Here is a 15392-nt window from a genome sequence, read left to right as displayed (position 1 = left end):
GCGCATGCGGATGAGTTTGCATCCCTGGCGTTGTCTTCTCATTCATCCGGATAAACATGACACTCTCAAGAAGATCCATGGCAGAGCCTCGGCCCGAAACCTCCTTACGCAATCGCGCCGCCCGTCCGACGGGCGAGGGAGCCGCTTTCAGTCCGCTCTACCGCCAGATCAAGGATCTGCTTGTTCAAAGCCTCGAACGCGGCGAATGGAAGCCCGGCGAGCTCATCCCCAGCGAAATCGATCTGGCCGCCCGTTTCCAGGTGAGCCAGGGCACGGTGCGCAAGGCGGTCGATGAGCTGGCGGCCGAGCACATGCTGCTGCGCCGCCAGGGCAAGGGCACTTTTGTCGCCACCCACCACGAAGCCCGCGTGCGCTACCGCTTCCTGCGCCTGGCCCCCGACGAAGAGGGCGAGGCCGGCCGGGCGGAAAGCCGCATCCTGGAATGCCGCCGCACGCGCGCGCCCGCCGAGATCGCCCGCGCGCTCGACCTGCGCGCCGGCGAAACCGTCGTCATGATCCGCCGCCTGCTGTCCATGGGGCAGACACCCACCGTGCTGGACGACATCTGGCTGCCCGGTTCCATCTTCCGTGGTCTCACCCTGGAGCTGCTGACCGCCAACAAGGCGCCGCTCTATGGCCTTTTTGAATCCGAGTTCGGCGTCAGCATGGTGCGCGCGGACGAGAAGCTGCGCGCGGTCGCCGCGCCGGCTGAAGTCTGTACGCTGCTTAATGTTGCCGCCGGAACGCCGTTGTTGCAGGTAGACCGGGTGTCTTACACGTACGGTGACCGCCCCATGGAAATCCGCCGGGGGTTGTACTTGACCGATCGATACCACTACCGCAATAGTCTGAATTGATGAGCTTTTTACCTACGATTTGATACCAACCCGTCTCTGGGCGAAAATACCGCGTTTGCCCGCAAGGGCCGCGGCAATTTAGCCGTAACGATTCCCTAGTTCCGAAACACCGAGGCCGTCATGTCCGACACCGCTGCCAAGCCACGTCCGCAGTTTCGCAATATTGGTATTGCGCAAATTGCCAGTTACCGCCTGCCCCTGGCCGGCAAGCTGTCCATTCTGCACCGCGTCAGCGGCGCGTTGTTGTTCCTCTGTCTTCCCTTGGTCATCCTGCCGCTGTTCGCGGCCAGCGTGGCCGCGCCCCAGACGTTCGCCGCCGTGGCCGCGTACGCCGGCAACCCGATCGTCAAGCTCGTTTTCCTCGTCCTCGTGTGGGGCTACCTGCACCACTTCTGTGCGGGCATCCGCTACCTGATGCTGGATCTGCACATCGGCATCGACAAGCAATCGTCCAAGAAGAGCGCCGGCGTGGTGTTCGGCGTCAGCCTCGCGCTGACCCTGGTGTTTGCTCTCAAACTGTTCGGAGTGCTGTAAATGGCCGCCGCTAAAAACTACGGACCCAAGCGCCTGGTCGTCGGCGCGCACTATGGCGTCATGGACTTCATCATCCAGCGCATCACCGCCGTCATCATGGCCGTGTACACGCTGGTGCTGCTCATCGGCATCCTCATGATGCCTGCCTTCACGTACGAGCACTGGACCGCGCTGTTCAATTTCTACGTGGGCGTTCTTCCGGTTGGCCAGATCCTGGCCACCCTTGCATTCATTGCGCTGGCCTGGCATGCCTGGATTGGCGTGCGCGACATCTGGATGGACTACGTCAAGTCGGTGGGCGTGCGCCTGCTGCTGCAAGTGCTGACGATCCTCTGGCTGGTCGGTTCGGTCGTTTACTTCGCGCAAATCCTCTGGAGCATTTAAGCCGTGGTCTCTGTCATGAAATCCCTGCCGCGCCGCCAGTTTGATGTGGTGGTCGTTGGCGCCGGCGGAGCCGGCATGCGTTGTTCGCTGCAACTGTCCCAAGCGGGGCTGTCCGTTGCGGTGCTCTCCAAAGTGTTCCCCACGCGCTCGCACACCGTTGCCGCGCAGGGCGGCGTTAGCGCCTCCCTGGGCAACATGAGCGAAGACAACTGGTACTGGCACATGTACGACACCGTCAAGGGTTCGGACTGGCTGGGCGACCAGGACGCCATCGAATTCATGTGCCGTGAAGCCCCGAACGCCGTGTACGAGCTCGAGCACTTCGGCATGCCGTTCGACCGCAACCCCGACGGCACGATCTATCAGCGTCCGTTCGGCGGCCACACCGCGAACTTCGGCGAAAAGCCCGTCCAGCGCGCCTGTGCCGCTGCCGACCGTACCGGCCACGCCCTGCTGCATACGCTCTATCAGCGCAACGTTGCCGCGCGCACCCAGTTCTTCGTCGAATGGATGGCGCTGGACCTGCTGCGCAACGAAGCCGGCGACGTCGTGGGCGTGACCGCCCTCGAAATGGAAACGGGCGAGATCTACATCCTGGAAGCCAAGACCACGGTGCTGGCCACCGGCGGCGCGGGCCGTATCTGGGCCGCTTCCACCAACGCGTTCATCAACACCGGCGACGGCCTGGGCATGGCTGCCCGTGCCGGCATCCCGCTGCAAGACATGGAATTCTGGCAGTTCCACCCGACCGGCGTGGCCGGTGCGGGCGTGCTGATCACGGAAGGCGTGCGCGGCGAAGGCGGCATCCTCTTGAACAAGGATGGCGAACGCTTCATGGAGCGCTATGCGCCCACCCTGAAGGATCTGGCGCCGCGTGACTTCGTGTCGCGCTCGATGGACCAGGAAATCAAGGAAGGCCGCGGTTGCGGTCCGGACGGCAGCTACGTGGTGCTCAAGCTTGACCACCTGGGCGCCGACGTCATCAACAAGCGCCTGCCCTCGATCCGCGAAATCGCCATCAAGTTCGGCAACGTGGACCCGATCAAGGAACCGATCCCCGTCGTTCCGACCATCCACTACCAGATGGGCGGCATTCCGGCCAACTACCACGGCCAGGTGCTGACGCGCGAAAACGGCGAGAACAAGATCGTCAACGGCCTGTACGCCATCGGCGAATGCGCCGCGGTGTCGGTCCACGGCGCGAACCGCCTGGGCACGAACTCGCTGCTCGACCTGATCGTGTTCGGCCGCGCCACCGGCAACCATATCGTGAATTCGCATCCTGAGCGCCAGCGCGCGCACCAGGACCTGCCGCAACAGGCCGTCGAATTCTCGCTGGACCGCATCAACAAGCTGGAATCGCGCACGTCCGGCGAAAAGACGCAAGACATCGGCAACGCCATCCGCTTCTCGATGCAGCGCCACTGCGGCGTGTTCCGCACGCTGGAGCTGCTGAACGAAGGCGTGACCCAGATCGAAGATCTGGCCAAGCAAGCCGACAGCATCTACTTCAAGGACAAGTCCAAGGTGTTCAACACCGCCCGCGTCGAGGCGCTGGAACTGGCGAACATGACCGAAGTGGCCCGCGCCACCATCAAGTCGGCCGCCGCCCGCACCGAAAGCCGCGGCGCGCATGCGCTTGACGACCACCCGACCCGCGACGACGAGAACTGGCTGAAGCACACGCTTTGGTACTCCGAAGGCAGCCGCCTGGATTACAAGCCTGTTCAGATGAAGCCGCTGACGGTCGAGTCCTTCCCGCCCAAGGCGCGTACCTTCTAAGTCCGGATTGAGCCTACTATGAGCACCAAGAGAATCGTCAAGTTCGAAATCTACCGCTACGATCCGGACAAGGACGAGCGTCCCTACATGCAGAAGCTGGACGTCGAACTCCAGCCCACCGACAAGATGCTGCTCGATGCGCTGGTGCGCATCAAGAACGACGTCGATGACAGCCTAGCCCTGCGCCGCTCCTGCCGTGAAGGCGTGTGCGGTTCGGACGCCATGAACATCAACGGCAAGAACGGCCTGGCCTGCACCACGAACCTGCGCGAGCTGAAGGAACCGATCGTCCTGCGTCCGCTGCCTGGCCTGCCGGTCATCCGCGACCTGATCGTGGACATGACGCACTTCTTCAACCAGTACCACTCGATCCGCCCGTACCTCATCAACGACACGCCGCCGCCCGAAAAAGAGCGCCTGCAGTCGCCCGAGGCGCGCGAGGAACTCGATGGCCTGTACGAGTGCATCCTGTGCGCGTGCTGTTCCACTTCCTGCCCGTCGTTCTGGTGGAATCCTGACAAGTTCGTCGGCCCGGCCGGCCTGCTGCAAGCCTACCGCTTCATCGCCGACAGCCGCGACGAAGCCACCGGCGAGCGCCTGGACAACCTGGAAGACCCGTACCGTCTGTTCCGTTGCCACACGATCATGAATTGCGTCGACGTCTGTCCCAAGGGACTGAACCCGACCAAGGCGATCGGCAAGATCAAGGAACTGATGGTCCGCCGCACGGTCTAGTTTTTGTGTATTTGAGGTGTACGAATGAGCAGGCTGACTGAACTGGAGCGGGCGCGACTGCGTTGGCGGGCGCGCCGCGGCCTGCTCGAAAACGACTTGATCATCACCCGGTATCTGGATGCCCACGAAGCTGAACTTACCGATGATGACGTGGCCGCATTGACCCAGCTTTTCGAGATGGGAGACAACGATCTTCTCGATCTGCTGCTGGCCAGAAAGGAACTCGAAGGCGAATTGGACACCCCCAAGCTTCGGGCGATTATTGGCCAGATGCGCTCGCTCTGATTAATTGAGAGGAATAAACATGAACCTGTCTGACAAAAAAGCCACTCTATCCTTCTCGGATGGCAGCGCACCCATTGAGTTCCCTGTCTACAAGGGCACGGTCGGTCCGGATGTGATCGACATCCGCAAGCTTTACGGCCAGACGGGCATGTTCACGTTTGACCCCGGCTTCATGTCGACGGCCGCGTGCGAATCGGGCATCACGTACATCGACGGCGACAAGGGCGAACTGCTGTACCGCGGCTACCCGATCGAACAGCTGGCCGTGAACTGCGATTTCATGGACATCTGCTACCTGATCCTGAACGGCGAACTGCCGAACCAGGAACAGAAGGCCGATTTCGACTCGCAAGTGACCCATCACACGATGGTCAACGAGCAACTGCACTTCTTCCTGCGTGGCTTCCGCCGCGACGCCCACCCGATGGCCGTCCTGACGGGCCTGGTGGGCGCGCTGTCCGCGTTCTACCACGACTCGACCGACATCACGAACCCGCAGCATCGCCACATCTCGGCCATCCGCCTGATCGCCAAGATGCCGACGCTGGTTGCGATGGCGTACAAGTACTCGCAAGGTCAACCGTTCATCTACCCGCAAAACGATCTGTCCTACACGGGCAACTTCCTGCGCATGATGTTCGCCACGCCGTGCGAAGACTACAAGGTCAATGAAGTCGTCGAGCGCGCGCTGGACCGCATCTTCATCCTGCACGCCGACCACGAGCAAAACGCGTCGACCTCGACCGTCCGCCTGTGCGGCTCGTCGGGCACCAACCCGTTCGCGGCCATCTCGGCTGGCGTGGCTTGCCTGTGGGGCCCGGCTCACGGTGGGGCCAACGAAGCTTGCCTGCAGATGCTCGAAGAACTGCAAGCCAACGGCGGCATCGACAAGGTTGGCGAGTTCATGGAGAAGGTCAAGGACAAGAACTCGGGCGTGCGCCTGATGGGCTTTGGCCACCGCGTCTACAAGAACTACGATCCGCGCGCCAAGCTGATGCAGGAAACCTGCAAGGAAGTGCTGGCCGCCCTGGGTCTGGAAAACGACCCGCTGTTCAAGCTGGCCATGGAACTGGAACGCATCGCCCTGGAAGATCCGTACTTCGTGCAGCGCAAGCTGTACCCGAACGTGGACTTCTACTCGGGTATCGTCCAGCGCGCCATCGGCATCCCGACCTCGCTGTTCACGGCCATCTTCGCGCTGGCCCGCACGGTGGGCTGGATCGCCCAATGGAACGAAATGCTGTCGGATCCCGATTACAAGATCGGCCGTCCGCGCCAGCTGTTCACCGGTTCGGTCACGCGCGACGTGCCCCCGATGGACAAGCGTTAATTCGCAATGCGCATCCGGAAGGCAACGCCTTCCGGCAAAACGCCAGTCAGCCCTGCGCCGACTGGCGTTTTTATTTGGTGGTTACGGGTCGGAGGCTACAGGTAGTTCATCGTGAAGGTGACTGCCGAATTGGCCGAGCCCGGCGTGACCTTGGCGCCGGTTTGGCGGTATCTGGCGCGCAAGGGGATCTTGAAGCTGCCGCCCGTTGCGCTGTTGTAGCCGGCAAACGGCAGCTTCGTTCCCAGCACGGCCGGATTTCCGTCGGCGTCCAGCAACTGGACGCCGACGCCCGTTGCCGTTGAAGTCGCGTCCAGGCCAATGACCGCGTTTGCGGCGTCCACGACGGGCGTGGCGGCATCGATCTGGTAGTGAATGGCGCTCATGCCCGCGGGGCAGCCGTTGAGCGAAATATCGAACCCGACAAGCTGACTGGAAGCGCCCGCGCCCGTGAATACCGAAGCCTGGGGAGTCCCGAGGGATACGGAAACGTCGGGCGTGGTGCAGGCCTGCGACATCAGCAGCACCGCCATGGTGACAAACTGGATCTCCAGGCCGGGATCCTGGCTAAGCATGCTGCCGGTTTCATTCGAGAACGATGCCGCGCTTGCAATGGTTGTCTGCGGAACGAAGCCAGTGGCGACGGGGCCGGTCTTGACGAACATCGCACGTAGCTGCCCGCCGTTGGTGGCCGCGCCTTGCATGTTGCATCCGCGGGTTCTCCATGTCCGGTTGAGGGCCTGGAATGCCGCCCATCCGCAGCCGTTGACGTAGGTGCGGCCGCCGATGATGATGCCCAGGCCGTCGACGCCTGTCGCATGGACGTCGTAGGTGATTCCGTCAACCACCTTCGTCTGACCTGCGCTGGGAATAAGGGTGTGCAGTCCCGTCCCCGTGCCACTGTTTCCGGAGACGCTGCAGGTGAACCAATCGGTCGTGGCTGCGGTTGTCAGCCAGTCGGTAAGGGCCGTGCCGATGGCCGCATCGCGGGGTATCGTGATGTGCGGCGGCGTGTTCACGGAAACCGAGCTTATCGTCTGGGTGCAGTTCGCGGTGGCCCACGAGGTCGTGGAGCCCAGCAAGGCGAGCAGCCCGAACGCCGCGCGCAACATGGTCTTGTTCATCAGTATTTCCATCATCAGGTTTTGGCGATCCGGGTGGGCGCCGTCTTTTCGCAGAGCAGTCCGCTCGCCTGGGGCAGCGAGGCATCCTTGAGACGCTGCTCGGGCAGGGCATAGCCAAACGAGCAAGCTTCGCCGTTGTTCGCGCCCCATTTCACGGTCAGGATGCCCTGCGTGTCCTTCAACCCACGCGCAAGCACGCGGCCGCCTTGCGCCACGACACCCACGGTGTTTCCGTCGGCATCCTGCACGTCGGCGCCAAAGGGCAGGGGCTCGCCGCCGCGCGTGGCCACCGTCAGCAGCGCCGCGCTTCCCACGTTTTCGGTTTCGAAGGTCAGCCGAACCACCGCGCCGGCGGTGGGGGCCACCTGTTGTTCGGTCGCCTTGAGCTCGACATTGAGCGGCAGGCCCTTGGGATCGAGCTCGATGCCGTTCCTGGCATAGGGCGTCAAGGTCGATACGATCGCGCGGCCTTTGGAATCCAGGCGCACCCCGGTGCTGTTGAGCACCCGCGCGCCCGCTGCGTCTTTCGCCTCGACGATCGCAACCGTTTCGCCGGTGACCGGCGTCATGACGACGCCGCCACCATAGGCCACAACGCCGCCGGAAATGCCGCCGCCATATTGGGTGTAGTTCGAACTTGTGCTGGCGCTGGCCGACACGGCCGTGACGGGCGTGATGTAGGAGGCGTTCGCTGCAATGTTGGTGTTGGCCGGACCGTTGGACGACACGCCGCGCCCGGCGCTGACGCCGTAGTTGAACGCGTTATCCGCGCCGAGCGAGCCCGCCACGGATTGCTGGACGCTGCTCGATCCATCCGATCCCTTTTGCATGCTGGTCGACGCATAGACGGGATTCTGGTTGCGGCCGAGCGGAATGCCCAGGTTGAGCATGACCTGGTTGTCCCACTTCTGGGTTCCCACGTTGAGTTGGCGGGTGGCCGAGACGCTGTAATTCACGCGTTTGTAGCTGTTGCTGTAGGCCGCCTGGATCTGCGTGTCGCGGCCGGGCCTGTCCCAGTAATCCTGGGTCGATCCCGTGAAGTGCAGGGATCCATAGCCGGCCGGCAAGTTCTGGTTGATCGTCGCCTGCAGACGGCCTCGCTGCGTTCCATATTGGCCTGCGCCTTGCCCCTGTTCTTGCCGGGATCTCAGTTCCATGGCGTCGGCCATGCTCAGGTAGCCGCGGCTGGAGTAGCGGTAGGCGGCGAGCGTGAGGCTTGTGCGAGTAGGCTCCAGAAACTTGGAGTAGCCCAGTTTGACGCTCTGCCCAGTGCGGTTCTTTTCCTTGGGCAGGCGCGTGGCCGCCTGCGTGATGTCCAGGCCAAACGCGCCAAAATCCGTGTTCAGCGCCGCGCCGCCCAATACGGCGCCGTAGCCCTGGGCCCCGGTCAGGCCGCCATAGGCGGTCACGAGGTTGTTGATGCCGTGCTGCACGGTCGCTTGCGCCATCAGGGGCCGATCGGCCTTCTGCGGCGTGCGGTATTGGCCCGCGGTGACGCTGTAGCGGGTCATGCCCGGGCGCAATGAATTCACCGCGCCGGAGAAAGGCACCCGGGATACCAGCACGCGGCCATCGGCTTCGTTGACCACCATTTCCAGGTCGCCGCCGTAGCCGGTGGCATACAGGTCGTCGATGATGAACGGACCGGGGGCGACGGTGGTTTCGTAGATGATGTTGCCGTTCTGGCGCACCTGGACGCGCGCGTTCGTGTTGGCGATGCCGCGCAAGGTCGGGGCGAAGCCGCGCTGTGATTCGGGATACATGCGATCGTCGCTGGACATCTGCACGCCACGAAACCCGACGCTGTCGAAAGTCGACCCGTCCGTGAACGCATCTCCAATCACCAGTTGGCTCTTCATGCCGGTGAGGTTGCGCCGCAGGTTGGTCTGCACGCTTTGGTATTGCAGACCGCTCTTGCTGCCATGGGTTGCGCTGCCAGAGTGGCGCAAGCGCCAGGGACCGACGTTGGCGCCGGCATTCAGGCCCGCAAAACTCTGCGTCGACGCCTTGCCATCGGCGCGGGAGGTGTAGAAGTTGGCGTTGTAATTCAACAGCGCGGCCGGCACCCCTTCGTCCCAATGCTTGGGGTCCACGAAACCGCGGCCCTGCCGGACCAGCGAGGCCTGGGGCACCGTCACGTTCAGCCGCTGTTCGCCCGCATCGAACTGCGCGCGCGCTTCCTGCACCAGGTCGGTCAGCGCGACGCATTGGTTGCCGTTCAGCAGTTCGGCACGCGCCGCGTCGATCTTGGCAAGGTCGATGCCCACCAATTCCACCAGCGCCGGGTCGAAACAGGCCTGAAGCGGCGCCTTTGCGGAAGAAGATTTGCCGATGCGCACGTCGGCGCGCCCCAGCCAGCGGTCATTCACCTGCACATCGAGGCGATAGGTGCCGGGGATGGCGCTGTTCGAGCGCGAGAACTGGCTGACGTCCACGTCCGCACCGCTCAGGAAGGCATCGTTGAACTCCACGTCCGCATTCAGGGCGGCGAGTTCGGTGGCGCCGTCGGCCCAGGCAGTTGCGCTGAGCAGGCTTAGCGTGATCGCGGCAAGCGCGAAATGCGGCGTGGTGGCGAGACGTTCCATGATGGGCAGGTGCGCGATCAGGCGCGGCGCTGCCGGCTGGCTGATGCCGGCCGATCGCGCCGCCCCTGCAGGCGTCGGGTGATGGGTTGGTGAGCGGACAGCCGGCCGGTCGATGCGGGCCGGTAATGCTTATGTCGCGCTAGACGGGGCTGAGGGCCCGGGCGCCTTTGACTGCGCCGCCGTGGTCATTCAGGAAGCGGTATGAGACTTCGGCATTGGCGCCCTGGACCACGTCTCCTACCAGAGGCAGGATCTTTTTTTCGCCGGGGGCAAGCATGTCGCCGTCGGTGAACTTGGCGCGCTTGCCGTTGCTGGCGACATTCACTTCGATGAAGGTGACGTGATACGGCGTGGGGTTGGTGGCTTCGATTGCGTTGCGATTGCCGGACCGGACCAGACGCCAGCTGACTTGCGAGGGCGCATCCTCGGCCTTGCCTTTGAGTCCCGCGGGGCGATAGAACAGCTTGATCCGCGACCGGAATGCCATCTGCAAGAGGTTCTGGTTGGCTTTGTCCTTGGGCGGAATTTCCAGCACATTGAGCCAGAACACGGACTCCTTGTCCTGAGCCATCGGTTCGCCCGTGTGCATCAGGCGCAGGGTCTGGCCCTTGCCCTGGTCGATGCGGGACACGGGCGGGGTCACGATAAATGGCACCTGGATGGATCCCGGCGCCGCCTTGGCGTCGCCCGTGTCGATCCAGGTCTGGGTGAGCGCGGGCTGGTCGCCCTCGTTCTTGAGCTTGACATTGACTTCCGCCTGGCCGGCCTCATAGACGATTCGCGTGCTGCCAATGACGACGGACGCGGTTGCCGGCGCGGCGGCGAAGATACAGCCTGCCAACGCTCCGGCTGCAAGAGCTACGTTGAATGGGTTCATCGGTTTCCTCGGACTGTAAATGGCGGCCTGACTACTGATCCGGGCGGCTGCAAACGAGCGCAAGGCCAAGCCGGGCGGCTTATTGATAAATGATGGTGTATTTGGCAGTGGCGTTCACGTTGCCCGCGCCTGCCTGGCCGAGCGCGAAATACTGAGCCTGGTAATGAAGCGTGGCCTCGCCGTTGGCCAGGGAGACGGCCTTCGAGTTCTGGGCCTCGTCAGCGACGGTGACGCTGATGGGTGTTGCGTCGCCATTCAAGAGGCGGATCTCGACGTTGGCTGCACCCCCCGCGGCGATCGTCAGGTTGCCGGTGGCGGCATTGCCGTTGGCGCCGGGTTCGAACAGGGTGTGGACCATGCCCGTGCCCGGGGTGCATGCGGTCAGGCGGATGGTGAAGGGCGTGGTGCCGGCCGTTTGGCCCGCGGCCGTCAGTGAATCGACGCCGACCGTGGGCATGAGCACGTTGAAGTTCTTGTTGCCGGTGCCGTTGCCGTCGATGGTGCACGTGTTGGCGGATATGGCGCCCGTGAAATTGATCGTGCCGTCCGAGGCAAATGCCAGCTGCGAATTGGAAGCGAGGGCGCCGATGGCCAGCGCGATGAGTACTTTGGATTTCATAAGTTGATGCCTGTCAAATGGGCTGAAACGCAATGCGCCGACGGTGCTTTTCAGCGGTTTATGGCGTACTTCTCGGCGACATGTAGGATTACAGTCGGTCCGAGATGCGGTGTCTTTAATAAAATTCTGATAATTCGCCAGAGAGTAATTTTGCGGATAGCATCACCGCCATGATTCCGATAGCACTTCCCAGCGCCAGTTTTTTCATTCTGCTTACGGCCGGCTTTTTTGCCGGCCTGTTGTTGTTGGGCTGGGGCATCGTCCTGGCGGCCAGCGGCGGCGCCCGGCGCACCGTCCGCAAGTATTGGAAGACATCCATCGCGCTTTGCCTTGCGCTGGCCGCGCCGTTCAGCTTCTATGCGTGGTTCCAGGCAGTGATGTGGCAGGTGGGCCGGGACATCGATCGCAAGCAGGCGGCGCTGCGCGTCACGTTGCAGGAGCCCGCAGTGGTCGGCGGCGTGGCGATGCCGGCGGGCACGCGCCTGACGCTGCAGGACGAGGGCAAGCTCGACACCTACGTCGAGGCCAGTTTTCCGCAAGCGGTGCAGATGCTGGGCGTTCAGGCAACGTCGGCCCGGCGCTACCTGGATACCGAGTACGAAGCGCAAACCTATGCCACGCTCGGCCGGCATCCGCGCACGGTCATCCTGCGGGGCGCGGGCGTGCAGACCGTGCAAGGTTGGGAGTGCGACGGCGCACACGACATCGAGTTCGCCGTCGAACCGGACGGCGCCATGAAGGCGTTCGAACAATGCGTGCTGGCGTCGGGCAACGAGGCCGCGGGCCTGGCCATCGCGGCAGGCACGGCGTTGCGCGGATCAAGCGGCACGGTCTACACGGATGGTTCGCGGGACGCCGACCGCTGGCGGCTCGAGGTGGATGGCGAGGCGGCCGTGCCGCTGTACGGGCTGTTTCTCAGCCGGCCCACGCTCTATCTGGATGCATCGCGCAACGTATTGCGCGTCACGGACGCGGAGCTGGCGTGCCGCACGCAGTTTGGCGGCCTGAGGTACCCCGCCGGCACGCAGTTCAAGACCGCGCGGCGGGGCTCGGGGGAGGATCGTGAGCCGTACCCGGGCGTCCTGGTCTTCAGTCCTTGGAATGGGCAGGCCGCGGTGCGGCCCGGCCACGAGGACGTGCCCGAAGGCATGTCCGTGATGCATACGCCGCAGGGCGAGTTCATCAAGATCGTCAGCAACGAAGCGGCGGGTGTGTTCCGCTTTGACACGTTCGTCGTCGACGGCAAGGAGCCGGCGCGCCCGGCGCGCGCCCGCTGCCCATAGCCGCCGGCATCAGTAGCCGATGCCGCGCGCCATCAGCACCGCGAAGAGCGGCAGGAAGATGAACAGGTGCGAGGCGATCATCACCCAGCGCCGCGCGCGCTTGATCTCGGGCAGGGCCGGGACGAACTCCGGCTGCTGGCGCCGTTGCTTTGCCCAGCGCAGAAAGGTCAGCGTGGGCGGAATGGAACAGAGCGCGATGACGACAAAGAGCGAAATCTTCGCGTGGAACCAGGGATTGCCCATGTAGAACGCGGCGCCCTTGGCGCCGGCGGTCAGCCGCAGCACGCCGGTGATGAGGACGAGGACTGCGCTCACGCCGTAGAGGCGGTCGTAGATGATGAGGCGCTTGACGCCGGCGGGCGTCAGGTCGGGGCGCAGCAATACGGCTTCGGCGGTGAGCACCACCACCAGAACGAAGATCGCCAGGTAGTGGAACCAGGCATACATTGCATCGGCCAGCATGTCGTCTCCAGGTAAAGGTCAAGCTAGGTTTTACCATCCAAAAAAGGAAACGGGCGCCCCGTTTGAGGGGCGCCCGTGAGCTTGCAGCCAGAGGGTGCGATCAGCGGCGGCGCTTCTTGGCTTCTTCCGCGGCTTCCTGCTGCGCATCCACCACGGCCAGGGCCGTCATGTTGACGATGCGGCGCACGGTGGCGCTGGTGGTCAGGATGTGCACGGGACGCGCGGCGCCCAGCAGGATCGGGCCCATCGCGACGCCATTGCTGCCGGTCATCTTCAGCATGTTGTACGTGATGTTGCCGGTGTCCAGATTTGGCATGACCAGAAGGTTGGCCGGGCCCTTCAGCGTGCTGTCCGGGTAGGCCAGGACGCGGATCTTTTCGGACAGGGCGGCGTCGGCGTGCATTTCGCCGTCGACTTCCAGGTCAGGGGCGCGGTCTTGCACGATCTGGCGCGCGGCGGCCATCTTGCGCGACGATTCCGTGATGCGGCTGCCGAAGTTCGAGTGCGACAGCAGCGCGATCTTCGGCACCACGCCGAAACGCAGCATTTCGTCGGCGGCCTGGATCGTGATGCTGGCGACTTCCTCGGCCGTCGGGTTTTCGTTGACGTGGGTGTCGGTGACGAACAGCGTCTGGTCGGGCAGCATCAGCACGTTCAGGGCGGCGTAGGTCTGGCCTTCCTTCTTGCCGATGATTTCGTCGATGTACTTGAGCTGGTTGTCGTACTTGCTGGCCACGCCGCACAGCAGTGCGTCGGCATCGCCACGGCGCAGCAGCATCGCACCGATCAGCGTGTTGTGCTTGCGGATCATCGCCTTGGCGATGGCCGGCGTCACGCCTTCACGGCCCTTGAGCTGGTAGTACGCGTTCCAGGTTTCGTTGAAGCGGCTGTCGTCTTCGGGATCCACGATCTCGAAGTGCTGGCCGGCGATGAGGCGCAGGCCGGCCTTCTGGATGCGCATCTCGATGACGGCGGGACGGCCGATCAGGATCGGGAACGCCAGCTTCTCGTCGGCAACCGTCTGCACGGCGCGCAGGACGCGCTCGTCTTCGCCGTCGGCGTAGATGACGCGCTTGGGCGCCTTCTTGGCCTGGGCGAACAGCGGACGCATCAGCTGGCCCGAGTGGTACACGAAGCCCATCAGCTTCTGGCGGTAGGCCTCGATGTCTTCGATGGGACGGGCGGCAACGCCGGAGTCGGCGGCGGCCTGCGCGACGGCCGGCGCGATCTGGACGATCAGGCGCGGGTCGAACGGCTTGGGGATGATGTACTCGGGGCCGAACGACAGTTCCTGGCCAGCGTAGGCGCGGGCCACTTCATCGTTCTGCTCGGCCTGGGCGAGGTCGGCGATGGCCTTGACGCACGCCAGCTTCATTTCCTCGGTGATGCGCGAAGCGCCAGCATCCATGGCGCCGCGGAAGATGAAGGGGAAGCACAGGACGTTGTTGACCTGGTTCGGGTAGTCCGAACGGCCCGTCGCGATGATGCAGTCGGGGCGCGCGGCCTTGGCGACTTCGGGGCGGATTTCGGGTTCCGGGTTGGCCAGGGCCAGGATCAGCGGACGGTCGGCCATGGTCTTGACCATGTCGGCGGTCAGCACGCCAGCGGTCGAGCAGCCCAGGAACACGTCGGCGCCATTGACCACGTCGGCCAGCGTGCGCGCGTCGGTCTTTTGCGCGTAGCGCTTCTTGTTGGCTTCCATGTTCTCGTCGCGGCCGTCCCAGATGACGCCGCGCGAGTCGACCACGAAGATGTTTTCGCGCTTGATGCCCAGGTGAACCAGCAGGTCCAGGCAGGCGATGGCAGCGGCGCCGGCGCCGGAGCAGGCCAGCTTGACCGAGCCGATGTCCTTGTTCACGACCTTCAGGCCGTTCAGGATGGCGGCCGACGAGATGATGGCGGTGCCGTGCTGGTCGTCGTGGAAGACGGGGATCTTCATGCGCTCGCGCAGCTTCTTCTCGATGTAGAAGCACTCGGGCGCCTTGATGTCTTCAAGGTTGACGCCGCCCAGCGTGGGCTCGAGCGCGGCAATGATGTCCACCAGCTTGTCCGGATCGTTTTCCGCGAGTTCGATGTCGAACACGTCGATGCCGGCGAATTTCTTGAACAGGCAACCCTTGCCTTCCATCACGGGCTTGGCGGCCAGCGGACCGATGTTGCCCAGGCCCAGCACGGCGGTGCCGTTGGTGATCACGCCCACGAGGTTGCCGCGCGACGTGTACTTGGAGGCGGCGTCGTCGCCCTGGTCGAAAATGGCCATGCAAGCCGCAGCCACGCCGGGGGAGTAGGCCAGGGACAGGTCGTCCTGGTTGGCCAGGGTCTTGGTCGGGGTGACCGAGATTTTGCCGGGAGTGGGATAGGCGTGGTAGTCCAACGCCAGTTTGGTGAGAGTTTCGTCCATGGGATCGGGGCCTGAAAGGGCTAACGGAAAAAAAACAGGGATGCAAAAGGCGGGCTCGCGGCCCGCCGTATTCATTGCGAAATGCTTAGGGAACACCCGTATTTCACCAGAAAGCGCGGGTGCTTGGTTGCTGCACT

Annotated in this window: 14 protein-coding genes; 8 read left to right on the top strand and 6 right to left on the bottom strand. The window is 63.7% G+C overall.

Features of this window, described 5'->3' with window-relative positions:
• Positions 1–77 precede the first annotated feature (77 nt).
• The 7 genes from HV786_RS22160 (at position 78) to HV786_RS22130 (ending at position 5907) form a co-directional block, all read left to right on the top strand.
• Complete coding sequence (locus HV786_RS22160) at positions 78–857, top strand: GntR family transcriptional regulator (protein ID WP_056322083.1); 780 nt, start codon at positions 78–80, stop codon at positions 855–857.
• 120 nt (positions 858–977) lie between these two features.
• Positions 978–1391 carry a succinate dehydrogenase, cytochrome b556 subunit gene (sdhC, locus tag HV786_RS22155; protein WP_128827700.1) on the top strand — a complete coding sequence of 138 codons (414 nt, stop codon included), beginning with the start codon at positions 978–980 and terminating at the stop codon, positions 1389–1391.
• Positions 1392–1775, top strand: coding sequence for a succinate dehydrogenase, hydrophobic membrane anchor protein (gene sdhD, locus HV786_RS22150; RefSeq protein ID WP_056567857.1), 384 nt, complete (start codon positions 1392–1394; stop codon positions 1773–1775).
• Between the two features lie 3 nt (positions 1776–1778).
• Positions 1779–3557 carry a succinate dehydrogenase flavoprotein subunit gene (gene sdhA / locus HV786_RS22145; RefSeq protein WP_056322092.1) on the top strand — a complete coding sequence of 593 codons (1779 nt, stop codon included), beginning with the start codon at positions 1779–1781 and terminating at the stop codon, positions 3555–3557.
• An 18-nt stretch (positions 3558–3575) separates the two neighbouring features.
• Complete coding sequence (locus HV786_RS22140; protein ID WP_056322095.1) at positions 3576–4292, top strand: succinate dehydrogenase iron-sulfur subunit; 717 nt, start codon at positions 3576–3578, stop codon at positions 4290–4292.
• A 24-nt stretch (positions 4293–4316) separates the two neighbouring features.
• Positions 4317–4577, top strand: a complete 261-nt coding sequence (locus tag HV786_RS22135) for a succinate dehydrogenase assembly factor 2 (RefSeq protein ID WP_056322097.1) — start codon at positions 4317–4319, stop codon at positions 4575–4577.
• 19 nt (positions 4578–4596) lie between these two features.
• A complete protein-coding gene (locus HV786_RS22130; protein ID WP_056322100.1) occupies positions 4597–5907 on the top strand; it encodes a citrate synthase in 1311 nt (436 codons plus the stop codon).
• A gap of 95 nt (positions 5908–6002) precedes the next feature.
• Here HV786_RS22130 and HV786_RS22125 read toward each other — a convergent pair whose 3' ends face one another.
• From HV786_RS22125 to HV786_RS22110, 4 genes are all read right to left on the bottom strand, one after another.
• The gene (locus HV786_RS22125) at positions 6003–7028 is read right to left on the bottom strand and encodes a fimbrial protein (protein ID WP_158216662.1); all 1026 of its coding nucleotides are present in this window, start codon (positions 7026–7028) and stop codon (positions 6003–6005) included.
• A 14-nt stretch (positions 7029–7042) separates the two neighbouring features.
• Positions 7043–9613 carry a fimbria/pilus outer membrane usher protein gene (locus HV786_RS22120; RefSeq protein ID WP_128827702.1) on the bottom strand — a complete coding sequence of 857 codons (2571 nt, stop codon included), beginning with the start codon at positions 9611–9613 and terminating at the stop codon, positions 7043–7045.
• 139 nt (positions 9614–9752) lie between these two features.
• The gene (locus HV786_RS22115) at positions 9753–10490 is read right to left on the bottom strand and encodes a fimbria/pilus periplasmic chaperone (protein WP_128827703.1); all 738 of its coding nucleotides are present in this window, start codon (positions 10488–10490) and stop codon (positions 9753–9755) included.
• A 79-nt stretch (positions 10491–10569) separates the two neighbouring features.
• Entirely contained in the window at positions 10570–11109 is a 540-nt protein-coding gene (locus HV786_RS22110; protein WP_128827704.1) for a fimbrial protein, read from the bottom strand.
• A 170-nt stretch (positions 11110–11279) separates the two neighbouring features.
• Here HV786_RS22110 and HV786_RS22105 point away from each other — a divergent pair, with 170 nt between their 5' ends.
• On the top strand, positions 11280–12392 hold the full coding sequence (locus tag HV786_RS22105; RefSeq protein WP_128827705.1) for a hypothetical protein: 1113 nt from the start codon (positions 11280–11282) through the stop codon (positions 12390–12392).
• 9 nt (positions 12393–12401) lie between these two features.
• Here HV786_RS22105 and HV786_RS22100 read toward each other — a convergent pair whose 3' ends face one another.
• The gene (locus HV786_RS22100) at positions 12402–12854 is read right to left on the bottom strand and encodes a DUF2214 family protein (protein ID WP_128827706.1); all 453 of its coding nucleotides are present in this window, start codon (positions 12852–12854) and stop codon (positions 12402–12404) included.
• Positions 12855–12954: 100 nt separating this feature from the next.
• Positions 12955–15255, bottom strand: coding sequence for an NADP-dependent malic enzyme (locus tag HV786_RS22095; RefSeq protein ID WP_056322119.1), 2301 nt, complete (start codon positions 15253–15255; stop codon positions 12955–12957).
• Positions 15256–15392: the final 137 nt, after the last annotated feature.

It is taken from the genome of Achromobacter mucicolens, assembly GCF_902859725.1.
Classification (GTDB): Bacteria; Pseudomonadota; Gammaproteobacteria; order Burkholderiales; family Burkholderiaceae_B; genus Achromobacter; species Achromobacter mucicolens.
This window is presented reverse-complemented; position numbering and strand designations above follow the sequence as displayed.